This is a genomic window from Streptomyces sp. NPDC026575 (assembly GCF_055567415.1).
On sequence record NZ_JBVHQM010000004.1, the window covers coordinates 152,921 to 176,465 of the forward strand.

Below are 23,545 nucleotides of genomic sequence, written 5' to 3' on the forward strand. Positions count from 1 at the left end.
TGGAAACGGACACACACGCTGATGTATGCACCGGAGCGCCAGCAGGAGATTCTGCGGCTCGCCCGTGAGGGCGGACGGGTCGATGTGCTCTCCCTCGCCGAGCAGTTCCAGGTCACCGCCGAGACCGTACGGCGCGATCTGAAGGCGCTGGACCGGGCCGGTCTGGTGCGCAGGGTGCACGGCGGCGCCATCCCGGCCGGCCGGCTGGACTTCGAGCCGGACCTCGCCGAGCGGGACGCGGTCGCCGCCGACGAGAAGCAGCGCATCGCGCGGGCCGCGCTGGCCGAGCTGCCCGGAGGCGCGAGCGGCACCGGAAGCGTGATCCTGGACGCCGGCACGACCGCCGCCCGGCTCGCCGCCCAGATCCCGCTGGAGGCCGAGCTGACCGTCGTCACCCACGGCCTGCCGGTTGCCGCCCGGCTCGCCGATCACCCCGGGCTCACCCTCCACCTCGTCGGCGGCCGGATCCGGCACCGTACGCGCGCCGCGGTCGACGACTGGGCGCTGCGCGCCTACCGCGAGATCAACGCCGATGTGCTGTTCCTGGCCACCAACGGCTTCTCCCTCGACGGCGGCCTGACCACTCCGGACCTCGCGGAGGCGGCCGTCAAACGGGCGCTGATCGGCGCCGCCCGCCGGGTCGTCCTGCTCGCCGACTCCGCCAAGTTCGGGCAGCGGCAGTTCGCCCGCTTCGGCGAGCTGTCGGACGTGGACCTGCTCATCACCGACACCGGGCTCGGCCCCGACGACGCCCTCGCCATCGAGCGCGCGGGCACGGAAGTAGTACGCGCATGATCCTCACCGTCACCCCCAACCCGAGCCTGGACCGTACGTACGAGGTCCCGGCGCTGGACCGCGGGGCCGTGCTCCGGGCCACCACCGACCGCATCGACCCCGGCGGGAAGGGCGTCAACGTCTCCCGGGCGCTCGCCGCCGGCGGGCACCGCACGCTGGCCGTACTGCCGCTGGGCGGTCCCGCGGGCGCGGCGCTGGCCGGGCTGCTCGGCGCCGAGGGCATCGAGGTGGCGGGGGTGCCGGTGGCCGGCCAGACCCGCTCCAACATCTCGGTCGCCGAGCCCGACGGCACCCTCACCAAGGTCAATGCCGCCGGGCCCGAACTGACCGCCGAGGAGGCCGAGGCGCTGCTGCGGAAGGTCGGCCAGCGCTGGGCGGGCGCCGACTGGATCGCCTGCTGCGGCAGCCTGCCGCGCGGTCTGGCGCCCGAGTGGTACGCGGAACTGGTCGCCCGCGCCCATCGCGCCGGCACCCGGATCGCGCTGGACACCTCGGGGCCGTCGCTGACCGCCGCGCTGCGCGCACGCCCGGACGTCATCAAGCCCAACGCCGAGGAGCTGGCGCAGGCCGTCGGCCGCCCGCTCGCGACCCTGGGCGACGCGGTCAAGGCCGCCGAGGAACTGCGGGACCGTGGCGCCCGCGCCGTACTGGCCTCCCTGGGGGCGGACGGCCAGCTCCTGGTCGACGGGGACGGCGTCCACTTCGGCAGCGCCCCGGTCGCCGCCGTGCGCAGCAACGTCGGGGCCGGCGACGCCTCGCTGGCCGGGTTCCTCGCGGCGGGCGGTACGGGCGTGGCCGCGCTGGCCGCCGCGGTGGCCCATGGCGCGGCGGCGGTTCAGCTGCCGGGCAGCCTGATGCCGGCGCCGAAGGACCTGGAGCCCGCGGCGGTGCGGGTGACGGACGCGGTGCCGCTGGACCGGGAGCTCACGGAGCCGGCGCCATGAACGGCCGCCGGTCCGGCCGGGGGCTCACGGGTTTGTCACCGATCGCGAGCAAGGGAGCCGCGTGATGAGTGAGTTGATCAGCGCGGAACTGGTCGACCTCGACCTGTCCGCCGAGACCAAGGACGCCGCGGCGCGGTCGCTGGCCGAGCGGATGGTCGCGTCCGGTCGCGTCACCGACCTGGAGGGCTTCCTCGCGGACGTGGCCGCGCGGGAGGCCCAGATGCCGACCGGCCTGGACGGCGGGATCGGGATTCCGCACTGCCGCAGTGCGCATGTCACCGAACCCACGCTGGCCTTCGGGCGCAGCGCCGGCGGTATCGACTTCGGTGCCCCGGACGGTCCGGCCGACCTGATCTTCCTGATCGCGGCCCCGGCGGGCGGCGACGCGGACCATCTGTCGATCCTCTCGACCCTCGCCCGCCATCTGATGGACGAGGACTTCACCGGCGCACTGCGGTCCGCCACCGAACCGGCCCGTGCGGCGGCGCTGATCCGCGGCGACGAGCCGGAGGCGGCGGAGCCCGCCCCGGCCGCCGAGGAGCCCGCCCCGGCCGCCGAGGAGCCCGCCCCGGCCGCCGGGTCCGCCGAGGAGGCGTCGCGCGCCCCCTTCCGTATCGTCGCCGTCACCTCCTGCCCCACCGGCATCGCGCACACCTACATGGCCGCCGAGTCGCTGGAGAAGGCCGCACCGGCCGCCGGCGTCGAGGTGTTCGTCGAGACGCAGGGCTCGGCCGGGTTCAAGCGGCTCGATGCGCAGCTGGTCGCGGACGCGGACGGCGTGATCTTCGCGCATGACGTCGAGGTGCGGGACAAGGAGCGCTTCGCTGGCAAGCCGACCGTCGACGTCGGGGTGAAGGCGGGCATCAACCGCCCCGCCGAACTCATCGCCGAGGTGCGCGAGAAGGCCGAACGCGGCGAGGTGACCGCCCCCGCACGGGCCGCGGCCCCCATGGACAAGGACGCCCGAGCCGCCGACGGCTTCACCACCCGCCTGCGCAAGTGGCTGATGACCGGCGTCAGCTACATGGTCCCCTTCGTCGCCGCGGGCGGTCTGCTCATCGCGCTCGGTTTCGCCATCGGCGGCTACACGATCAACAAGGCGCCGTCCGTCGCCGACCACTTCGTCTGGACCGAGTCCGCCAGCTGGGCCGCCCTGCTCTTCCAGATCGGCGGCGTCGCCTTCGGCTTCCTCGTCCCGGTCCTGGCCGGTTTCATCGCGTACGGGATGGCCGACCGGCCCGGCCTGGTCCCGGGGTTCGTCGGCGGCGCGGTCGCCCTGACCGTCGAAGCGGGCTTCCTCGGCGGCCTGATCGCCGGACTGATCGCGGGCGGGGTGGTGCGGGCGATCCAGCGGGTCGGGGTGCCGCCCGTCCTGCGCGGCATCATGCCGGTCGTCGTCATACCGCTGCTCTCCTCCGCGATCGTCGGCTTCCTGATGTTCCTCGTGGTCGGCAAGCCGATCGCCGCGCTGCAAAAGGGGCTGACCGACTGGCTGTCCGGTCTCTCCGGCGCCAACGCGATCATGCTGGGGGTGCTCCTCGGCCTGATGATGTGCTTCGACCTCGGCGGCCCGCTGAACAAGGTCGCCTACGCCTTCGCGGTCGGCGGCCTGGCCCACCCCAACGAGGGGAGCCTGAAGGTGATGGCCGCGGTGATGGCGGCCGGGATGGTCCCGCCGCTGGCGATGGCGCTGGCCACGACCGTGCGCGGCCGGCTCTTCACCAGGGCCGAGCGGGAGAACGGCAAGGCGGCCTGGGTGCTCGGCGCCTCCTTCATCACCGAGGGCGCGATCCCCTTCGCCGCCGCCGATCCGCTGCGGGTGATCCCCTCCGCGATGGCCGGCGGCGCGGTCACCGGCGCCCTGTCGATGGCCTTCGGCTGCACTCTGCGGGCCCCGCACGGCGGCGCCTTCGTCGTCCCGCTGATCGGCCGGCCGCTGCTGTACCTGCTCGCCGTCGCCGCGGGCACGCTCGTCAGCACGGCTCTGGTCGTCGTCCTCAAGGGCCTGCGCAAGCCGTCGGCCGAGGGCCCGGCCGGCACCCCGGCCGCCGACGGCTCCCAGGTCGCGGTCGCGGCCTGAGCCCCGGCGCCCCGCATACGAGAAGGCGGTGGCCGGCCCCCTCACAGGGCCGGCCACCGCCTTCGCGCTTCGTGCCGCGAGTGCCGTTCGTCAGGCCGCGCTGCCCGCCTGCCACGCCGACCACGACAGGTTCCAGCCGTTGAGGCCGTTGTCGGGCTTGACGGTCTCGTCGTGCGAGTTCTTCACGACGACCACGTCGCCGACCAGCGACTCGTCGAAGAACCACTTGCCGGGGGTGTTGCCACCGCCGCCCTTGTTGTCCTGCAGGCCGACGCAGCCGTGGCTGGTGCCGGCCTTGCCGAAGATGGACGGCGAGCCCCAGTAGTTGCCGTGGATGAACGTGCCGGACGACGACAGCCGCATGGCGTGCGGTACGTCCTTGATGTCGTACTCACCGCCGAAGCCGACGGTCGAGCCGTCCATGCGGGTCTGCACGAACTTCTCCGAGATGACCATCTGGCCGTTGTAGGTCGGGTTGTCGGGGCTGCCGCCGGAGATCGGGATGGACTTGATGGTCCTGCCGTCCCGCTTGACCGTCATCATCTGGGTGTTCATGTCGACGGTGGAGACCTGCGAGCGCCCGATGGTGAAGGTGACCGTCTTGGACTGCACGCCGGTGATGCCGTCGCCGCCCTTCACGCCGTCCAGGTCGATCCGCATGGTGACCTTGGAGCCGGCCTTCCAGTAGTCCTCCGGGCGGAAGTCCAGGCGCTGGGCGCCGAACCAGTGGCCGACGATCTGCTGGCCGCTGCTGGAGGTCACCTTGATGTGGGACTGGACGTCCTTCTTGTTGGTGATCACCTTGTCGAAGTTGAAGGACACCGGCATGCCGACGCCGACGGTCTTGCCGTTGTCGGGCGTGTAGGAGCCGATGAAGCTGTTGGCCGAGGAGACCGTCGTGAAGGTCGCGTTCTCGGTGGCCGAACGGCCCTTGGCGTCCTTGGCGTTCGCCACGATCTTGTACTTGGTGCCGCGCTCCAGCTGGACGCCGGGCTTCCAGGACTTGCCGTCGGACGATATGGCACCGGCCACGGTGGCCCCGGTGTCGGCGACGGTGAGCTTCACGTCGGTCAACTTGCCGCCGGTGACCTTCACACCGGTGTCGTTGATGCTGGCGTCCGTCGCGCCGTCCTTCGAGGACACCTTGATCTTGGCGTCCGAGGCGTCCTTGGCGGCTGCGGCGTCCGCGCCCGCCTGGCCGTTCTTGCCGTCGTCATGGCCGCCGGCCTCGGCGTTGCCGCCACAGGCCGACAGGGCCAGCGCACCTGCCGCGAACAGGGCGGTCACGGTCAGCGTGCGGCGCATCCGGCGGGTGCGGCGCGGCGTGCCCGGCGCCTGCTGCTCGTCCGACAGGAGCAGCTGGTGCGGGGTGCGGGACCGAGCGGGCGCGGGGTTGTCCGGCGATGTCACGAGCTGCTCCATACCAGGGTGTTGTGGTTCCGTGCTGGTAAACAGCACCTACGGGCGGATTTGGTTGCGGACGGGGTGCTGTTGTGACGAAGGTCACATTCTCGGGGGTAGTGGATGGTCGTCCGGTCCCGACAGCCAGGTTCGCAGCGGAGCGCCGTGTTCGTCCAGGCGGGGTGGCGCGGCGGGTTGGGTCACGGGCGTGTCCGAGAGGCGCAGCGGGCTGGTGATTTGGGGAATCCGGCCCTCGCCGACGGAGGTCACTGGGGCGAGTCCGAGCCGGGCCGCCAACTCCAGGGCGTCGGAGAGCGTGTTGACCGGGCCGCACGGAACCGACGCCGCGGCCAGGCGGCCGGCCCAGCCCTGCGGGGTGTCGGCCGCCAGCCGGCCTTCCAGTGCTTCGATCAGATCCGTCCGGTTGTGCACCCGGTCCTGATTGCGGGCGAACCGGACGTCTTCGGCGAGCTCCGGTGCGCCCAGCGCCTCGGCCAGCGCCCGGAACTGACGGTCGTTCCCCACCGCCACCGCGAGCAGCTGCCCGTCCCGGCAGGCCAGCGTCTCGTACGGGGCGATGCTCGGATGGCGATTGCCCATCGGGCCCGGATCGCGGCCGGTGGCCAGATGGCCCGACGCCTGGTTGACCAGCGACCCCAGCAGTGACGAGAGCAGATTCACCTCCACCAGCTGGCCCCGGCCGGTGCGGTCGCGGTGGCGCAGCGCGGCGAGGATGCCGGTGGCGGCGTCCTTCGCGGTCAGCACGTCCACCAGCGCCACGCCCGCCTTGAGCGGGGTGCCGCCGGGCTCGCCGGTGATGCTCATCAGGCCGCCGACGGCCTGTACGACGAAGTCGTAGCCGGGCAGGTCGGCGCCCGCGCCGGCGCCGAAGCCGGTGATGGTGCAGTGCACCAGGCCCGGGTTGGCGGCGCGGGTGGCGGTGTGGTCCAGGCCGTACTTGGCGAGCGAGCCGGGACGGAAGTTCTCGATCAGCACATCGGCCCGGCGGGCCAGCTCTCGGGCCGCGGCCGCGTCCTCGGGAACGCCGAGGTCGAGGGCGAGCCCGCGCTTGGAGCGGTTCGCGGCGTCGAAGTACGCGGCCGTCCCGTCGGCGGCGAACGGCGGGCCCCAGGAGCGGGTGTCGTCCCCGGTGCCCGGCCGCTCCACCTTGATCACCTCGGCGCCGAGGTCGGCGAGCGTGGCGGCGGCCAGCGGGCCGGCCAGTACGCGGCTGAAGTCGGCGACCAGGACGCCCTCCAGCGCGCGGGCCGGGGGCCCGGCGGGCGGGGTGGCGGCGGCGGGCGGCTCGGGGTGCGGACGGTGCGGCTGCGGCACGTGCGTACTCCTGACGTCGCGGGCGAAGTGGCGCCATCGTCGGCGACGGCCGGACCCGCGGGGAAGCCGCCGAGGTGTCCAACGGGGCGGGTGCGACCCTGCCGGGTCGGCCGTGTGCGGTGCCGGTAATGTGACGAAAAGTCATAGGAGATGCGTCACTTCAGGACTTAAGTCCCAAGATCCCCTGTCAAAAGTCCCGAGGTGTGGTGTCTACTGACGTAAGCCCAGCGCCTCATCCGTCCGGGAGGACTGCATGCTTCCCTCCGCATCGATTCTGCAGCAGATCGGCCTCGGCGTGCTCTTCGCGTTGGCCGTCGCCTGGGTCGTCGTGATGACCAGACTGCTGCGCCGGGGGCGGTTCGAGGCGGCGATGCGGCGGGACCGGCGGGAGATGCGGATGCGCTACGGGGTGCGCGACCGGGAGGAGCCGCCGGCGGCGCCGGAGCTGCTCGGCTCGGTGCCGCGGCAGACCGGGGCGGCCGGCCCGCCGGCGGAGTGCGTGGAGCTCAGCGCCGCGGAGCGCGCGGCGTTCGAGGGGCTCGTACGGCAGCTGTCCAGCCGGAGCTGAGCCGGGGCGGCCCGGTGCGCGCCCCGGGCGCTCAGTGGATCGGACCCAGCCTCAGCAGCGCCAGCGCGGCCAGCATCTGCACCGACACCGACAGCGCGGACTTCCACGTCGGCAGATGGTGCTGGCCGCGTATGAGCAGCACCGCGAGGACGTAACCGAAGCCCCAGGTCGTCCAGGTCGCGGCCTGGACGAAGGTGGCACCGGTCGGCAGCCAGGCGGCGATCGCCAGCCGCGGCAGGTCCGTCACCCAGAACAGCACGATGAACAGGCTGGCGGTCGGCGCGAAGCGGCCGCTGCCGCCGAGAGTGCGGGCTATGGCGTGGGTGACCACGCCCAGGGCGAGGCTGGCGGTCAGCACCCCGGCCTCGGCGAGTCCGACGAGCTGCAGCGCCTCGGTGCGGTCGGCCGCCCACTGGCCGGGGAACGCGTCCATCGACACGACCCCGATACCGCCGCTGATCAGGGACAGCAGTATCGCCGCGCTCCAGGCGCTGCGGTCCCGTGCCTCGTCCATGACGTCCACCGGCCGGTACCAGAGCCCGAGTATCAGCCGGTGCCACCACAGCCGTCGACGCGGTGCCGGCTCGCGCGGCGCCGGCTGAAGGAGCGTGGGCGGCGGGGGCGGCGGAGGGTGAGAGGGGGGCGGTGCGGACATAAGGCCGTTTCTACCAAAGGCGCATGAGGGGTGCCGCAGGGGCGTCGGGCGCGGGGACGGCCGCGTTGACGGCCGCCGGGGCCGGTTGACCAGGCACGGCCGGTGCGAGCAGGGCGCGATGCGGTCGCGTCGGAGGGGATGCCTCCGCCGAGGATGAGACGCTCTCCCGGTGACCACGCAGACACCGGAGCACGACGAGGCGCACGGCGGCGGGCTCGGAAGCCGGCTCAACTGGCTGCGGGCCGCGGTGCTCGGCGCCAACGACGGCATCGTCTCCACCGCCGGACTGGTCGTCGGTGTCGCCGGGGCGACCGACGCCCGCGCCACGCTGCTGACCGCAGGGCTGGCGGGGCTGCTGGCCGGGTCCATGTCGATGGCGGCCGGCGAGTACGTCTCGGTCTCCACCCAGCGGGATTCGGAGAAGGCCGCGCTCGCGCAGGAGAAGCGGGAGCTGGCGACCGAACCGCAGGCCGAACTCATCGAGCTGACCGAGCTGTTGGCCGGCAAGGGGCTGGCGCGCCCGCTCGCCCGGGAGGTCGCCGAGCAGCTGACCGAGCACGATGCGCTGCGCGCCCACGCGGAGGTCGAGCTGGGCATCGACCCCGACGAACTCACCAACCCCTGGCATGCGGCCGGCGCCAGCTTCCTCGCCTTCACCGCCGGGGCGCTGCTGCCGCTGCTGGCGATCGTGCTGCCGCCCGCCGCCCACCGGCTGTGGATCACGGTGCTCGCGGTGCTCGCCGCGCTCGCGCTGTGCGGCTGGAGCAGCGCCCGGCTGGGGGCCGCTCCGGCGGGCCGCGCGATACTGCGGAACGTGGGCGGCGGGGCGCTGGCGATGGCGGTCACCTACGCGGCGGGATCGGCGCTGGGCGCGGTGGGGGCCTGAGGCCGTTCGGGTCGGTGGGGGCCTGCGGCCGTTCGCCGCGGCTCAGCCGGCCGCGGTGCCGTACAGCTCGCGGTACGAGGGGAAGACGCCGCCGGGGCCGTCCACCGACTCCGCCGCCAGGGCGGCGCGTACCACCGCGCGGGTGAGGACGTCCGCGCCGGCGGCCAGCACGGTGTTCAGGGCGCCGGCCTCCGGGTGGACACCGAATGCCGGGGTGGCAAGGGCCTCGTCGGAGGCGAGCGGGCGGGCGGCGGTGGACAGGGCGAAGACCGTGTCGCCGTCGGTGAGCTGATGGACCGGGCGGATGGCGCGGGCCAGGCCGTCGTGGGCGGTGCCGGCGAGTTTGTGGGCCTGGGCGCGGGTGAGGGCGGCGTCGGTGGCGACCACGGCGAGGGTGGTGTGGAGCGGCGGGTGCACGGACGCGGCCGAGCGGGCCCGGGAGCGCCGCCGGGCCTCCTCCAGACGGCGCAGCGCGGCGGCGTGCTGCTCCGGAGCGGGCAGGGGCACCGGGCCTTCGTACAGCCGGCCGTAGAGGGCGCCGGTGAGCGGGTCGGCGAGGGAGCCCGCGGCGTTGACGGCGGCGAGGGCGGCGACGGTGGCGCCGGAGGGCAGGACCGCGCTCGCGGTGCCGATGCCGCCCTTGAGGCCGCCCGCCACCGCGCCGGTGCCGGCGCCCGCGATGCCCTGCGCGACCGGGGCGCCGGGGGCGGTGGCCGCCGCGGCCTCGACGGCGGCGCGGCCCAGCGCGGCGTCGGGACGGGCCCGCCAGTCGCCGCCGCGCCCCAGGTCGAACAGGGCCGCGGCCGGGACGACCGGCACCACCTGGGCGGGGTCCGCTCCCACCCGGAAGCCGCGGCCCCGGTCCTCCAGCCACCCCACGACACCGGACGCGGCGTCGAGGCCGAAGGCGCTGCCGCCGGTCAGCACGACCGCTTCGACGCGCTGGACGAGGTTGCGCGGGTCCAGCGCGTCGGTCTCCCGGGTGCCGGGCCCGCCCCCGCGTACGTCGACGGCCGCGACGGCGCCGCCCTCGGGGGCGAGGACGACGGTGGTGCCGGTCAGGGCGCCGTCGCCGATCCGCTGGGCGTGGCCGACCCGCAGGCCCGCGACGTCGGTCAGCGCGTCCTGCGGCCCCGAGGGGTGCGGCAGGGCGCCGGGCCGGTCAGTGATCGGCCGGTCCCATCACGATGACCGGGTGCAGCCCGGGGTCGAGGGTGCGCAGCAGCTCCCGCATCGCCTTGGGCTTGAGGCTCACACAGCCCTGCGTGGGGCCGTCGTGGTCGACGTGCAGCCATACGCCGCCGCCCTTGGCGTCGCCCATGGGGCGCCGGGGATCCAGGGGGGACGCACCGGACTCCCGGTTGTAGTTGATGGCGATGACGTAGTCGAAGGCGCCGGCCAGCGGCTCGCCCTCCACGCCGGTGCCGTCGGCGACGAAGCTGTCGTTGTGGTCGTAGGGGAGCTTGGTGCCGTCGGGGGCGGGCAGCCGGCCGCCGGCGTCGGTGAGGGCGTAGACACCGATGGGGGAGCGCAGATCGCCGTAGCGGTGGTCGCTGGTCCAGCCGCGCGCGGCGTTGTGCGCGGCCCAGGAGGGACCCGGCTCCCAGTCGTTCGAGCCCTCCTCGCGGGTGTAGAGGACGACCCGGGACTGGAAGGAGTTCATGTCCTGGCCCGAGACGACCAGCACCTGGCGGGCGTTCGCCGGTATCTGCTTGCGGGCGGCGTCGCTGAGGCCGGGGATCGGCCGATCGGATGAGGCGTTGCGTGCGGCGTTCGGGGCGGATTTCGCCGCGACGGCGGGAGTGCGTGGCGTGTCCGGGCCGGATGCCGTCGTGGACGTGGTGCTCTTGGCGTCGGTCCGGTCGTCGTGGTCGTCGCCCGACGCGGGCCACGCCCACAGGGCGGTGCCGACCAGCGTGGAGAGGGCGAGACCGCCCACGGCCTTGCTGCGCCGGGACAGTCTCGTCCGCGCGCGGGACTGAGCGTGGCGGGCCATGGCTGACGTCTCCTAGCGGTGCGGGCGGCGGTCGGCCCCGGGGGCTTCCCGTAGGAGACCCCCTGTCATAAAAAGGGCAATCTGCACCCTACCGCGTCCGTGTCGGCGCGCCTCCGGAGGCCCTCGCGGGCGGTGGGGAACAAGAGGGCGACTCCCCCGGAAGTGAGGGCCATTGGTGGGTAATTGACGGGGAATGGGGTAGCGCCCGGGTGCAGCCGTGCTGGTGAAGGCCCTCTTCGGACCATGGCTGAAGATGGCTGAATCTGATGCGGAATCAGGGTGATCTCGGGGCCTGTACGGCCGTTCGGCACGCTTATGGGGGAAGCATCGGGGCCGGCTTCCGCGGGCTCGCCCGGATCGGCGCAGGCCGGCTCGTCGAGACGGGTGACAGGGGGAGTGCGGCGGCCGTGCGAGCGGACGGCCAGGACCCATCGGACAGGCCCTACGGCCGGGGCTCCTCCAGAGCGGTTCCCTGACGTGCCGTAAGGGTGACGCCCACGGCGACCGTCGCGGAGGCCACCAGACCGGCCGCCGGCACCGCCCACTGCCCGGCGAAGGTGCACGCAAGGACCAGCACCGACGACACCGGCAGCACCAGCTGCTGGGCCGGTCCGCGCTTCTGGTGGCGGGAGTGGATCAGCCACACGGTGAACATGTACAGCGCCGCGGGCACGGTGACGCAGGCGGCCGCCCCGAACGCCGACAGATGCGCCTTGCCGGACGCCTCCTCCACCGCGATCTCGATGCCCGCGCCCACCGCGGCCGCCGAGCCGAAGACCAGGTAGTGGCCGTAGCCCCACAAAAACGCCTGGGTGTTCGAGCGCAGATGGAGGTGGATGGGCACCGCGAAGTAGATCCAGTACGCGGCGAAGACCACCAGCAGCCCGCCGGCCGCGATCGGCAGCAGCGCGCCCAGCTCGTCGCTCTCGTCCAGCCCCGACTGCACGGCCACGGTGGCCGCCGCGATGGTCTCGCCGAGCACGATGATGGTGAACAGGCCATAGCGCTCGGCGATGTGATGCGGATGCCAGGTCGTCTGCCGCTCGCGCTCGGCCCAGACCGGGACGGCCAGCTCCATCAGGCCCACGATCACGAAGACCCAGGGCAGCGCGTCCTGGGGCAGGGCCACCAGGCCCGCCCAGCCGACCTGGCACACCGTCACCCCGAAGGCGTAACGCAGCGCGGTGCGCCGCTCGGCGCCGCGGCTGCCGTGGGCGGCCCGCAGCCACTGGGCGACCATGGCCAGCCGCATCACCACATAGCCGAACCAGACCACGGTGAAGTCGCCGTGCTCGAACGCCCGCGGCACCCCGGCGGCCAGTACCAGCACCCCCGCCATCTGGACCAGCGTCACCACGCGGAAGAGCGCGTCATCGGTGTCGTACGCCGACGAGAACCAGCTGAAGTTCATCCACGCCCACCAGACGGCGAAGAAGAGCATCAGATAGCCGGTGATGCCGTGCCCCGGATGGCCCTCGGCCAACGCGTGCGCCAGCTGGCCGCCGGCCTGCGCGACGGCCACGACGAAGCACAGGTCGAAGAAGAGCTCCAGCGGGGTGGCGGCGCGGTGCGCCTCCTCGCGGCTGCGGGCACGCATGAGGACCGGCATGTCAGCTCCTCTCGTCGACCGGGGCGGCGGGATCAGTAGAGCGCGGGCCGGGGGTGCCGCCAATGAGGGGAGCGGGTGTGTCGCGGGCCGGCCGTCACTCGGCGACGGCCTCCACGATGGACGGATAGGCCGCGGTCGGCAGCACCCGCGTCAGCCGGAAGCCGTTCGCGCCCAGCAGCGTCGCGAACTCCTCGGCGGTGCGCTCCTGGGCGTCGAGGATCGCCATCATCGCGACGTCCAGGGTCTTGCCGAAGTGCGGGGCGTTGCCCGACGGCAGTACGGAGTCCACGACCAGCAGCTTGCCGCCCGTCGCCATGGCCGCGTGGCAGGAGCGCAGGATGCGCCGGCAGGCGTCGTCGGACCAGTCGTGAAGGATGTGCTTGAGGACGTAGACATCGCCGCCCGACGGCACGGAGAGGAAGAAGTCGCCCTCCTCGGTGCGCCAGCGCCCCGTCAACTCGTCACCGTCCAGCAGATGGTCGGCCAGCGGCGGCGCCTGGTCGAAGAGCACCCCCGTCAGCTTCGGGTGGCGGCGCAGCACCTCGCGCAGCAGGCCGCCGCGGCCCCCGCCGACGTCCACGACCGTGCCGGTCTCGGGGAACGGGTAGGCGGCCACCACGGCCTCGTCCACGGGGCCGGAGAGGGAGGACATCCCGCTGTCGAAGAGCGCGCGGGTGGCCGGGTCCGACAGCAGATGCTCGAAGAAGGGCGCCCCGAAGAGCCGCTCGAAGGAGGCGCCGCCGTGCTCCACCGCCTCCGGCATACCGGCCGACGCCTGCAGGAACATGTCGTCGGTCATCATCATGACGGCGGGGCGCAGCGACTGCGGGGCGTCCGTGCGCAGCGCCTCGGCGGCCGGCGTCAACTGGAAGGCGCCGGCGGCGTCCTCCCGGAAGATGCCGCGGGTGGCGAGGTAGCGCAGTACGCGGCGCAGATGCGGGGCGTGGGTGCCGGTGGCGGCGGCGAGCTGCTCGACGGTGCGGGGGCCCTCGCCGAGGTGGTCGGCGACGCGGTGATGGGCGGCGGTGCGCAGGGCCGCGGAGAAGAGGTGGCCCATGGCGTGCTCCATCAGATGGGTCGAGATGTCATGGGGCTCGCCGGTCGGGTGGCGGGAGGAAGTGGCCAACGTCAGCCTCCGGTCGTCGACTTGGGGCCTGCTGATCGGCGGTCGCAGGCTGGGTGATCCACGGTTGCAGCCTGGGGCTGCGGTGTCACGGTAAGTGGGATGACCAACCGCTAAGTCCGGCCAGTGGACGCGGTGTCCGGTGGGTGGGCCGGCAGCGGGGCGGGCGCTCGATGGCGGGCGGCACTTCATGGTCGAATGCGTGTATGAGCGACAGTGACACGTACGGAAAGACCGGAGAGACCGCCACGTCCGGAGAGACCGCTACGGCCGGCGAGCGGCCGGCGACCGGAGGGGCGACCGCGGCCGCCGTCCTCGCCCCGCTCGACGACCGCCTCACGGACCTCGTCGCCCTCTACGAAGACCTCCACCGCCACCCCGAACTCGGCTTCCAGGAGACCCGTACCGCCGCCGAGGCCGCCCGCCGGCTGGCCGACCACGGCTACGAGGTCACCACCGGCATCGCCCGCACCGGCGTCGTCGGGGTGCTGCGCAACGGCCCCGGTCCGGTGGTCCTGCTCCGCGCCGACATGGACGCGCTGCCGGTCACCGAGAACTCCGGCCTGGAGTACGCCTCCACGGTCCCCGGCGTGATGCACGCCTGCGGCCACGACGTGCACGTCACCTGCCTGCTGGGCGCCGCGGACCTGCTCGCGGCCGGCCGGGAGCACTGGTCCGGCACGCTGATCGCGCTCTTCCAGCCCGCCGAGGAGGTCGGCAGCGGCGCCCGCGCCATGGTCGACGCCGGGCTCTACAGCAAGGGCCTGGTGCCCACCCCCGACGTGGTGCTGGCCCAGCACGTCGCCCCGTTCGGCGCCGGGCTGATCGCCTACTGCCCCGGCGCCTGCATGGCCGCCGCGGACAGCCTGGAGATCACCTTCCACGGCACCGGCGGCCACGGCTCCCGCCCCGAGACCACCGTCGACCCGATCCTGATGGCGGCATCCTTCGTCCAGCGGGTGCAGTCCGTGGTGGCCCGCGAGGTCGCGCCCAAGGACCGGGTGGTGGTCACCGTCGGCTCCTTCCACGCCGGGGACACCGCCAACGTCATCCCCGACCGGGCCGTCGTACGGCTCAGCGTGCGCACCTTCGACGAGACCGTGCGCACCGCCGTACTGGCCGCCGTCGACCGGATCGCCCGCGCCGAGGCCGCCGCCTCCGGCGCGGACCGCGCACCCGAGACCGAGCTGCTGGACTCCTTCCCGGTCACCGTCAACGACGCGGCGACCCTGCGCGGCGTCAACGCGGAGTTCACCCGGCTCTTCGGCGAGCAGCGGCTGTTCGCCTACGAACCGGCGACCGGCAGCGAGGACGCCGGCCTCCTGGCGACCGCCGCCGGGGCGCCCCTGTACTACTGGTGGCTGGGCGGCTGGGACCCCGAGGAGTTCCGGACGGCCCTGGCGACCGGCCGGCTGGCCCAGGACATCCCCTCCAACCACTCACCGCACTTCGTGCCGGTGGTCCGGCCGACCCTCACCATGGGCGTCGAGGCGCTGACCGCGGCGGCACTCCACCAGTTCGCCCCCGGGGCCGTATCGGCCGGTTGACCTTGTCCCAGGGGAAAGCCCCAGCATCGGCGGTGCCGGGCCCCGAGTGCCCGGTACGAGGAAGAGGACGAACGGCCGGACGGGCTTGTGGACTGACGGACAGTCCGCCGGGCCGCCGGCCGGGCCCCGGGAGGAGCACGCCGCATGGCCGCCGAACTGCTGACCATCGGAGCGTTCGCACGCGCCGCCCGGCTCTCGCCGAAGGCACTGCGCCTCTACGACGAGCTGGGTCTGCTGCGCCCGGCCCACGTGGACCCGTTCAACGGCTACCGCCACTACGCCCCGGCCCAGTTGGAGCGGGCCCGGCTGGTCGCCTGGCTGCGCCGGCTCGGTATGCCGCTGGCGCGCGTCCGCGAGGTGTGCGAACTGACCGGGGACGCGGCGGCCGAGGCGGTCACCGCGTACTGGGCACAGGTCGAGGCCGACACCGCCGCGCGCCGTGAACTGGCCGCCTTCCTCGTCGATCAGCTGCAGCGGAAGGACATCGCCATGACCACTTCACCCGCCGTGACCCTGCGCCACGCCGCCCGCACCGACCGGGGGCTGGTCCGCCCGACCGACCAGGACGCCGCCTACGCCGGAGCGCGGCTGCTCGCCGTCGCCGACGGCTTCGGCCCGAGCGGCGGCCCGGCGGCGGCCGCCGCGATAGCGGAGCTGAGGGCTCTGGAGGACGTGGAGACGTCGTCGACGGATCTGCTCACCGCGCTGGAGGAGGCCGCCCAGCGCGCCAACCGCGCCGCCCCGTCGGCCGACGAGGCGACCGGCAGCACCCTGACCGCCCTGCTCCGCTCCGGCTCGCAGCTGGCCCTGCTGCACATCGGCGACTCCCGCGCCTACGTCCTGCGCGACTCCGGCCTCTTCCGCATCACCCACGACCACAGCCTGGTCCAGTCCCTGGTCGACCAAGGACGGCTCACGCCCGAGGAGGCGCCGTCGCACCCGCAGCGCGCACAGCTGCTGCGGGCGCTCGACGGGGGCCCGGAGTTCGCCCCCGACCTGCAGTTGCTGCAGGCGCGGCCCGGTGAGCGGTATCTGCTGTGCACCGACGGGCTGTACGGGGTGGTGCCGAACGAGGCCATCCAGGACGTGCTGACCGCGGCCGCCGACCCCGACCAGGCCGTACGGGAGCTGATCGGGCTCGCCCATCAGGCCGGTGCACCGGACAACATCGGCTGTGTCGTCGCGGACGTGGCCGAGGTGAAATGACGGTATTCGTGTGCGCGGGCTGCGACGCCGCGTTGAGCACCCCGGTGTCGCAGGTCGCGCTCCCCGTCCACGCCCACCAGAAGTATCTACGACCGGGTGCGGGCCGGCTCCTCCCCTCACCTGTTCCAGGGCCTGTCCGATGGGCGTGATGCCCTAGGGGGCGCGCTGGGCGTGTCCGCCTCAGGCGATCCCCTTCAGCATCCCCTTGAAGTACAGCTGCGGCAGGCCGTAGCGCTTGAGGAACCACATGTCGGTGCGCTCGCGCGTGGTGTCGAGGAAGGGGATGGACGGGGTCGGCCGCAGGTCGTAGTCGAACTCGGCGAGCAGCATCTTGTGGCGCGCGGTGACCAGGGGGCAGGAGGTGTAGCCGTCGTAGTGGGCGGTGGCGGGGCGCCCGCGCAGACCGGCGAGGAGGTTGGCGACGACCACCGGGGCCTGCTTGCGGATCGCCGCGCCCGTCTTGGAGGTGGGCAGGTTGGCGACATCGCCGAGCACGAACACCTCGGGGAAGTCGGGGTGTTGGAGGGTCCGCCGATCGGCCTTGACGTACCCGTAGGGGGAGTCGGGGTCGGCGAGCGGGCCGTTGGCCAGCCACTCGGGGGCGCGCTGCGGCGGTACGGCGTGCAGGAGGTCGTAGTGGACGGTCTCGGCCTCGCCGGTGGCGTGATCGGTGATCACCGCCGTGCGCGCCGCGCCGTCCAGGCCGGTCATCTCCGAGCGCAGGCGCACCTCGATGCCGTACCGCCGGGCGGTCTCCTCCAGCGCGCGGTTGAAGACCGGCACCTTGAACATGGTGGGCTCCGGGAGCACCAGGATGGTGCGGATGGCGCCCAGTACGCCGCGCTTGCGCCAGTGGTCGGCCGCCAGATACGCGATCTTCTGCGGGGCGCCGCCGCACTTCACCGGCCCGGACGGCATGGTGAACAGCGCGGTGCCGCGGCGCGTCCGGCGGATCATGTCCCAGGTGAGCGGGGCGAGATCGGGGCGGTAGTTGCTGGTCACACCGCCGTGCCCGAGGGCCGCGGCCAGGCCGGGCACGCCGTCCCAGTCGAGTTGCAGGCCGGGCGCCAGGACCAGCCGCTCGTAGGACAGGACCCGGCCGGAGGCGGTGGTGACCGTACGGGCGGCCGGATCGACGGCGGTGGCACGCTCGCGCAGCCAGCGCACGCCGGGCGGTATGACCTCTGCCTCGGTGCGCAGCGAGGCGCGCAGCGGGGCCTGGCCGCCGCCCACCAGCGTCCACAGCGGCTGGTACCAGTGCGTCTCGGAGGGCTCCAGCAGCGCGATGTCCCGGACGCCGGCGCGGCGTAAGCGGGCGGCGACGGTGATGCCCGCGGTACCGCCACCGACGATCAGAACGCGGTGGTGGGCCTGGGCGGCGGTGGGGGACGTCATGCGGTTCCTCCTGGTGGTCGGCTCGGAATGCCGGTCGGGATGCCGGTCGGAGTGGCGGGACGGTGGCTTCGGTGGTCGGTTCTTGGCGGTCGGTCAGAGACGGGGGACGGCGGTGACCGCCATGACGACGGCGACGACGGTGACGAGGGAGGCGAAGGCCGTGGCCAGCGTCTGCGGGCGCAGTCGGGCGGTGAGGCGCGGGCCGAGGTGGCTGCCGATCGCCGCGCAGGCCGCGAAGCCGGCCAGCAGCGGCCAGTCCAGGGCGATCGTGCCGGCCCGAGTGCCCAGCGCGGTGAGGGAGTTGATCAGGACGACGAGGAGCGAGGTGCCGATGGCCACCGGCATCTCCAGGCCCAGGACCAGGGTGAGCGCGGGGACGACGACAAAGCCCCCGCCGACTCCGAAGAAGCCGGTGAGCAGCCCTATCGCGGACGCGATGGCGGCGACCCGGGTGGCCCTTACGGGAGCCCGTACGGGGTCCGGAGCACGGTCCGGAGCGGGGTGGTCCCGTACGGGCTCCGGTATGAGGTCGTCCCGTACGGGGTCCCGTAAGGGGGTGGTTGCCGCGGAGGCTCCGGTCGCTTCTCCCGCCGTGCCTTCCGCCGGGGTGCCGGTCGTGCGCCGTTCGCGCAGCCCCCGCCGCGCCAGCATCCCCGCCACCACGAGCATCAGCCCCGCGAACGCCGCCATCAGGACGCCGGGCGGCAGCGCCGCGCTCCAACGGGAGCCGAGGTAGCTGCCTGCCGTACCCAGTACGCCCAAGGCGGTACCGGCCGCCCAGTGGACCCGGCGGGCACGGGCGTGGCAGAGGAGTCCGGTCACCGCGCCGACCGTGACGACGATCAGCGCGCCCGCGGTCGCCTCGTGCGGCGACTGCCCCAGCAGATACACCAGCGCGGGCACCGCCAGCACCGAACCGCCACCGCCCAGCGCCCCCAGCAGCAGCCCGATCAGCAGCCCGCACGGCAGCGCCGCGACGGCTAAGAGGACGGACACGCTACGCGGACGGGCAGGAGGCCGAGGACGGATACCCGTCCGGGGACGGGGCGGCGGCGCGTGGCGCGAGGGCGACGTTCCGGCTGTCGTCCGACCACTGCGCGACGAAGGTGAACCGGTCGCCGCGGACCACCGTCTCCCGCCACTCCACCGGCCGCTCCCCGGCCCGGCCCAGCCGCTCGATGGCGAACGCCGCCTCCCGGTCGGCCAGCCCCAGCAGCCACGCCTGCCGGACGTCCGGCAGGAACGGCTGGATCCGCTCCCGGCCGCCGGTGACCTTCACCGAGCAGCGCCGCGACAGCTCGCCGTAGAGCGAGGTGTGCCCGAAATCGGCCTCCAGCAGCGGTTCGGCGATCTCGGCGGGAAGGTAGGCGGTGTCGTGGGCGAGCGGTTCGCCGTCCGCGAGCCGCAGCCGCTCCAGTACGACCAGCGGCGCGTCCGGGACCAGCCCCAGATGACCCGCGATCGTCCCGTCCGCGGTCCGCTCCAGCCGCAGCACCTCGCTGCGCTGCTCGACGCCCTGCCCCTCCAGCTCGCGGAAGAGGCTGTAGAGCGAGCCCAGCGGCTGCTGTATGCGGCGGGTGTCCAGCCGGCTGGCGCGGCCGCGTTCGGCGATCACCAGGCCGTCGGCGCGCAGTTTGCGCAGCGCCTCGCGGACGGTGTGCCGGCTCACCGCGTACTCGCCGGTGAGCCGGTGCTCGGCCGGGAACTCGTCGGTGAACGCACCGGCTGCCATCCGGCGACGCAGATCGTCGAAGAGCTGCGCCCAGAGAGGCAGCGGCGAGCGCCGGTCCAGGGGGCGCGGTCGGTGCCCGCCGGGGGCGGCGCCGTCCGGTGGCGGCTCGGTCGTCATGGTGGCTCCTCCGGAACGTACGGGTGGGTGCGCTGGCGGTCGGCGGCGCCCCGCACTCCTTGTCAGTTGACGCCGCGTCGGGCTGAGGTGACGTCAAACTGCTCTGGAATACGGGCTGATACGGGGGAGGCGGTGGAGGGCGCGAGAGGCCCCCCGCTTGTCGCCCGCCGACCCGGCTCCTTAATGTACGTACATCCGTGCATCCGCACAACGCGCTCCACCCGCACCACGCTCAAGCGGACTCCGCCCACGCGCCCGGCGTCCGCCCGCCCCCTGGAGGCCGACCGTGCATTTCGCCCAGTACTACCTCGACTGCCTCTCCCAGGCGTCGTACCTGATCGGTGACCGCACCACAGGACGCGCCGTCCTCGTCGACCCGCGCCGTGACATCGACGACTACCTGCGCGACGCGGAGGCCGCCGGGCTGCGCATCGAACTCGTCATCGAAACCCACATTCACGCCGACTTCCTCTCCGGCCACCTGGAGACCGCACGGGCCACCGGCGCCACCATCGCCTTCGGCGAGGCCGCCGAAACCGGCTTCCCCATAAGGCGGTTACGGGACGGCGAGCGCATCCGGCTGGGTGCGGGAGAGGGTGAGGGGAACACCGGAGGAGCCGGCGAAGAAGCCGGTGGCGGGGCCGCCGGCGAGGGCCCGGTAAGGGGTTCCGGAGGGGGCTCCGTAGGGGATTCCGTAGGGGATTCCGGAGGGGTCACCCTCACCGTGCTCGCCACCCCCGGCCACACCATGGAGTCCATCTGCCTGGTCGTCCACGAAAACCCCGACGACGACGTGCCGTTCGGGGTGCTCACCGGCGACACCCTCTTCGTCGGCGATGTCGGCCGCCCCGATCTGCTCTCCGCGGCCGGCCGCTCCCCGGAGGACATGGCCCTGCGCCTGCATCACTCCCTGCACACCAAACTCATGGTTCTCCCGGACGCGACCCGGGTCTTCCCCGCGCATGGCGCCGGCTCGGCCTGCGGCCGGAGCCTGTCCACCGAGACCAGCTCCACCATCGGCGACCAGCGCCGCCTCAACTACGCCCTCCAGCCCATGCCGAAGGACGCCTTCGTCCGGCTGGTCACCGCGGGGCAGCCCGCCACCCCCGGCTACTTCGCGCACGATGCGGCCCTCAACCGGGACGGCCACCCCCTCCTGGAGGCCGCCCCGCTGCCCGCGCTCACCCTGGAGGAGGCGCTCGCGGCCCGCGACGAGCAGGGCGCCGCCCTCCTCGACTGCCGCCCGCTGGCCGCGTACACGCGCGCGCATCTGGCCGGATCGCTGCATACGAGCCTGGACACCCGGTTCGCGGAGTACGCCGGCAGCGTGGTCGCCCCGGGCACCCCGATCGTGCTGCTCGCCGACCCCGGCAAGGAGCAGGAGGCCCGCCTTCGCCTGGCCCGCATCGGCTACGACCGCGTCCTCGGCCATCTGCCCGACCCCGCCGCCGCATTGGACCGCGCGCCCGCGCTGGTCCGGCACAGCCATCGCATCGGCCCCGAGGAACTGCCGCTGGCGGCGGGCGCCTCGGACGGAGCGGAGCCCGTCGGCGCGGAGGCGGCAGAGGGCCAGGAGGCGCACGGCCGGCTGGTCGACAACCGGGAGGCGCACGCCCAGCTGGTGGACGTCCGCAATCCGGCCGAGTACGCGGTGGGCGCCCTCCCCGGTGCCCGCAGCATCCCGTTGGCCAGCCTCACCGACCGCATCGCCGAACTGGACCCCTCGCGCCCGGTCGTCCTCTACTGCCGCAGCGGGAACCGGTCGGTGATCGCGGCGGCGCTGCTGGAGGCGCACGGGTTCGGGGACGTCTGCGATGTGGTGGGCGGATACGAGGCGGTGGGCGCGGCGAGGCGGTGAACGCCCGTGCCGGAGGCCCCCGTTCACTCCCGGCGGCCCCTCCGGCGCGGCACGCGGCCCCGCAGGCGTACCAGCACGAGGGCCACGGCTGCGGTGAGGCAGGCGGCAGCGGGCAACGCCAGGGACGGACGGGCGTCGCTCCCCGCTCCGCCGCCGCCGACAAGGGCCAGCCCCACCCCCGCCGTGGCCGTCAGCACGGCCTTGGTCACTCCGGAGGCCGCGCCCGCGCGCTCGCGGCGTACGACCGCCTGGGTGCCGGTGAGGGCCAGGGCGCCGGCCGGGCCCAGCGCCGCCGCGGCCGCCGTCGCGGCCGCCACCAGGGCGGGCGTGCCCGCATCGGGCCCGACGGCCCACAGCGCGGCCGCGGCGGCGGTCAGGCAGAACGCCATCACCGGCACGGCCCGCACCGGCCGCACCCGACCGGCCAGCGGGCCCCCGGCGGCCAGGGCGACCGCCGGAGGCAGAAAGGCCACCCCCGCGTCCAGGACGGACCACCCGCGGCCCTGTTGGAGCAGCAGCGGGACCACGTACAACAGGGCCACGGTCGCGGAGTTGGCGACCGCACCGGCCACGGTCAGCGCCACATACGGGCGGTTGCGGAACAGCGCCGGATCCACCAGCGGGCCGGAGGAGCGGCGCTCGGCCCGTACGAACAGCGCGCCGAGCACCAGCGCGGCGGCCGCCCGGCTCCAGGCCGCGGGGTGTTCCAGCCAACGGGCCAGGCAGGCCAGCGCGCCGGTGGCGGCGACCGCTCCCGTGAGATCGAGGGGGCGCTTTCCCGCATCCGGGGCACGTGATGCGGCCGTTCGGAGGGCGCAGGCGGCGGCCGCCACGGCGAGCGGCACCGTCAGCCAGAAGACGGCCCGCCAGGACACGAACCGGGCCAGCGCGCCGCCGGCGAACGGGCCGCAGACGGTGGCCAGTCCGGCCAGGCCCAGCGCCCGGCCGATCGCCCGTTGCGCATGCCCCGGTGGGCAGGCGTTGGTGAGCAGGGCCAGACCGGCGGGCATGATCAGCGCGCCGCCCGCACCCTGCAGCGACCGCGCCGCCACCAGCAGCGGCAGCGACGGGGCGAGCGCGCACAGCGCGGCCGCGGCGGCGAACAGCGCCAGCCCCAGGGTCAGCATCCGGCGGCGCCCCCACACGTCGGCCAGCCGGCCGGCGACCGGCATCAGGGAGCCGGCGGTGAGCAGATAGCCGCTGACGACCCAGGGCAGGGCGGTCGGGGAACCGCCCAGGTCGGTGCGGACGACCGGGAGCGCCGGGTTCAGCGCGAAGGAGTCCAGCTGTACGCAGAAGGCGCCGGTGGCGACGGCGGCCAGCGCCCAACGGGCCCGTGAGCGTACGGATGAGGACGAGTGCGCGGGTGGATGCGCGGGCGGGGCCGAGTGCGGACGCCGGGGCGGTACGGATTCCGGTGTGACGGACATGAGGGCACCTCTCACGAGCCCCTCGGGCACGGATGCTCAGGGGTTGGCGGAAAACGGCAGGGGAGAGGAGGGATGGGGTGCACCAGAAGGGGGAAGGACCCGTACGCGGCGGAGCCGTGGACAGTAGTGGCCGTGGGCAGCAGGCCCGGGAACCGCGGGCAGCAGGACCCTGAGGAGGCGGTCCCGTAGGGGAAGTTCCTCTGGGGAAGAGCCCGTAAGGGTGTTGCCGCGGTGGTGCGGGAAGGGGCGGGCGCCGGCCCCGTACAGCGGACGTTCAGCGATCGTTGATCGGTGATCTACATGCTGATCCGCATGTTGCGCCGTGTGATCTCAGAGCATGTAGAAGACGCCCGCGAAGTTCAAGAGCCGGACGCGTCGCGGGTCGCCCTCACCTGGAGCGGGGAGCCGGGGCGTCTGGAGGAACTGACGCACGGCATGCTCCTCGACCAGGCCGCCCGGGCCGCCGCCGCGCTCGCCCGGCTCGGGGTGCGGGCCGGCGACCGGGTCGCGGTCCATCTGCCACTGGTCCCGGAGTCGGTGATCGCCACCCTCGCCTGCGGCCGGCTGGATGCGATACGTACCACGCTGCCGGTCTCGCTGACCGTGCCCGAACTGGTCGCGCGCACCCGGGAGTCGGACGCCCGGGTGGTGATCACGGCGGACGCGGCGTTCTGGGACGGGTCCGTACGACCGGTGAAGGCGCTGCTCGACCACGCACTGGCGCGAGGCGCGGCCGCGGGGGGCGCGTCCGATCGCACGGTGCTGGTGGTGAACCGCTGCTCGCGTCCGGTGTCCTGGAAGCCCGGCCGCGACATGTGGTGGCACGAGGCGCTGGAGGGGGCGGCGAAGAGCCGTTGACGGTCATGGC

20 protein-coding genes are annotated in these 23,545 nt (G+C 73.9%); 9 read left to right on the plus strand and 11 right to left on the minus strand.

The genetic code is table 11. From position 1 onward, the window contains the following. Positions 1–21: 21 nt before the first annotated feature. From ACZ4NB_RS06870 to ACZ4NB_RS06880, 3 genes are all read left to right on the plus strand, one after another. Positions 22–795 carry a DeoR/GlpR family DNA-binding transcription regulator gene (locus tag ACZ4NB_RS06870; RefSeq protein WP_467658858.1) on the plus strand — a complete coding sequence of 258 codons (774 nt, stop codon included), beginning with the start codon at positions 22–24 and terminating at the stop codon, positions 793–795. After that, positions 792–1,739, plus strand: coding sequence for a 1-phosphofructokinase (gene pfkB, locus ACZ4NB_RS06875; protein ID WP_467658860.1), 948 nt, complete (start codon positions 792–794; stop codon positions 1,737–1,739). The genes ACZ4NB_RS06870 and pfkB overlap by 4 nt, the downstream gene beginning before the upstream one ends. A 64-nt stretch (positions 1,740–1,803) precedes the next feature. After that, on the plus strand, positions 1,804–3,819 hold the full coding sequence (locus tag ACZ4NB_RS06880) for a PTS fructose transporter subunit IIABC (protein WP_467658861.1): 2,016 nt from the start codon (positions 1,804–1,806) through the stop codon (positions 3,817–3,819). Between the two features lie 90 nt (positions 3,820–3,909). Here ACZ4NB_RS06880 and ACZ4NB_RS06885 read toward each other — a convergent pair whose 3' ends face one another. Both ACZ4NB_RS06885 and ACZ4NB_RS06890 read right to left on the minus strand, forming a co-directional pair. Further along, positions 3,910–5,241, minus strand: a complete 1,332-nt coding sequence (locus tag ACZ4NB_RS06885) for a L,D-transpeptidase (protein ID WP_467658863.1) — start codon at positions 5,239–5,241, stop codon at positions 3,910–3,912. A gap of 81 nt (positions 5,242–5,322) precedes the next feature. Then, the gene (locus ACZ4NB_RS06890; RefSeq protein ID WP_467658865.1) at positions 5,323–6,555 is read right to left on the minus strand and encodes a CaiB/BaiF CoA transferase family protein; all 1,233 of its coding nucleotides are present in this window, start codon (positions 6,553–6,555) and stop codon (positions 5,323–5,325) included. 253 nt (positions 6,556–6,808) lie between these two features. Here ACZ4NB_RS06890 and ACZ4NB_RS06895 point away from each other — a divergent pair, with 253 nt between their 5' ends. Continuing rightward, positions 6,809–7,123, plus strand: coding sequence for a hypothetical protein (locus tag ACZ4NB_RS06895; RefSeq protein WP_467658867.1), 315 nt, complete (start codon positions 6,809–6,811; stop codon positions 7,121–7,123). A gap of 31 nt (positions 7,124–7,154) precedes the next feature. Here ACZ4NB_RS06895 and ACZ4NB_RS06900 read toward each other — a convergent pair whose 3' ends face one another. Continuing rightward, positions 7,155–7,637, minus strand: coding sequence for a YIP1 family protein (locus tag ACZ4NB_RS06900; protein WP_467658869.1), 483 nt, complete (start codon positions 7,635–7,637; stop codon positions 7,155–7,157). A gap of 310 nt (positions 7,638–7,947) precedes the next feature. Here ACZ4NB_RS06900 and ACZ4NB_RS06905 point away from each other — a divergent pair, with 310 nt between their 5' ends. Next, a complete protein-coding gene (locus ACZ4NB_RS06905; RefSeq protein ID WP_467658870.1) occupies positions 7,948–8,664 on the plus strand; it encodes a VIT1/CCC1 transporter family protein in 717 nt (238 codons plus the stop codon). 42 nt (positions 8,665–8,706) lie between these two features. Here the strand turns inward: ACZ4NB_RS06905 and ACZ4NB_RS06910 are convergent, their stop codons facing one another. The 4 genes from ACZ4NB_RS06910 to ACZ4NB_RS06925 all read right to left on the minus strand — a co-directional run bounded on the left by ACZ4NB_RS06910 (position 8,707) and on the right by ACZ4NB_RS06925 (position 13,395). Then, positions 8,707–9,834 carry a P1 family peptidase gene (locus ACZ4NB_RS06910; protein ID WP_467659178.1) on the minus strand — a complete coding sequence of 376 codons (1,128 nt, stop codon included), beginning with the start codon at positions 9,832–9,834 and terminating at the stop codon, positions 8,707–8,709. Continuing rightward, positions 9,827–10,660: a L,D-transpeptidase family protein gene (locus tag ACZ4NB_RS06915; protein ID WP_467658872.1), complete on the minus strand. Its 834-nt coding sequence runs from the start codon at positions 10,658–10,660 to the stop codon at positions 9,827–9,829. Before ACZ4NB_RS06915 ends, ACZ4NB_RS06910 begins: the two co-directional genes overlap by 8 nt. A gap of 442 nt (positions 10,661–11,102) precedes the next feature. Next, positions 11,103–12,269, minus strand: coding sequence for a low temperature requirement protein A (locus ACZ4NB_RS06920; RefSeq protein ID WP_467658873.1), 1,167 nt, complete (start codon positions 12,267–12,269; stop codon positions 11,103–11,105). A 94-nt stretch (positions 12,270–12,363) separates the two neighbouring features. Then, a complete protein-coding gene (locus tag ACZ4NB_RS06925) occupies positions 12,364–13,395 on the minus strand; it encodes a methyltransferase (RefSeq protein ID WP_467658875.1) in 1,032 nt (343 codons plus the stop codon). A 203-nt stretch (positions 13,396–13,598) separates the two neighbouring features. Between ACZ4NB_RS06925 and ACZ4NB_RS06930 the strand changes: the two genes are divergently transcribed. Both ACZ4NB_RS06930 and ACZ4NB_RS06935 read left to right on the plus strand, forming a co-directional pair. Next, positions 13,599–14,939 (plus strand): amidohydrolase, encoded by a 1,341-nt coding sequence (locus tag ACZ4NB_RS06930; protein ID WP_467658876.1) that lies wholly within the window; start codon positions 13,599–13,601, stop codon positions 14,937–14,939. Positions 14,940–15,083: 144 nt separating this feature from the next. Next, the gene (locus ACZ4NB_RS06935; RefSeq protein ID WP_467658877.1) at positions 15,084–16,145 is read left to right on the plus strand and encodes a MerR family transcriptional regulator; all 1,062 of its coding nucleotides are present in this window, start codon (positions 15,084–15,086) and stop codon (positions 16,143–16,145) included. 180 nt (positions 16,146–16,325) lie between these two features. Here the strand turns inward: ACZ4NB_RS06935 and ACZ4NB_RS06940 are convergent, their stop codons facing one another. The 3 genes from ACZ4NB_RS06940 to ACZ4NB_RS06950 form a co-directional block, all read right to left on the minus strand. After that, a complete protein-coding gene (locus ACZ4NB_RS06940) occupies positions 16,326–17,540 on the minus strand; it encodes an NAD(P)/FAD-dependent oxidoreductase (RefSeq protein WP_467658878.1) in 1,215 nt (404 codons plus the stop codon). A 93-nt stretch (positions 17,541–17,633) separates the two neighbouring features. Next, complete coding sequence (locus ACZ4NB_RS06945) at positions 17,634–18,536, minus strand: sulfite exporter TauE/SafE family protein (RefSeq protein WP_467658880.1); 903 nt, start codon at positions 18,534–18,536, stop codon at positions 17,634–17,636. A 1-nt stretch (position 18,537) separates the two neighbouring features. Further along, entirely contained in the window at positions 18,538–19,389 is an 852-nt protein-coding gene (locus ACZ4NB_RS06950) for a GntR family transcriptional regulator (protein WP_467658882.1), read from the minus strand. Positions 19,390–19,675: 286 nt separating this feature from the next. Between ACZ4NB_RS06950 and ACZ4NB_RS06955 the strand changes: the two genes are divergently transcribed. Beyond that, positions 19,676–21,247: a rhodanese-like domain-containing protein gene (locus ACZ4NB_RS06955; RefSeq protein WP_467658884.1), complete on the plus strand. Its 1,572-nt coding sequence runs from the start codon at positions 19,676–19,678 to the stop codon at positions 21,245–21,247. Between the two features lie 23 nt (positions 21,248–21,270). On the opposite strand, the gene ACZ4NB_RS06960 is transcribed toward ACZ4NB_RS06955, so the two are convergent. Then, entirely contained in the window at positions 21,271–22,677 is a 1,407-nt protein-coding gene (locus ACZ4NB_RS06960; RefSeq protein ID WP_467658886.1) for an MFS transporter, read from the minus strand. Between the two features lie 324 nt (positions 22,678–23,001). Between ACZ4NB_RS06960 and ACZ4NB_RS06965 the strand changes: the two genes are divergently transcribed. Next, complete coding sequence (locus ACZ4NB_RS06965) at positions 23,002–23,535, plus strand: AMP-binding protein (RefSeq protein WP_467658887.1); 534 nt, start codon at positions 23,002–23,004, stop codon at positions 23,533–23,535. The last annotated feature ends 10 nt before the right edge of the window (positions 23,536–23,545 follow it).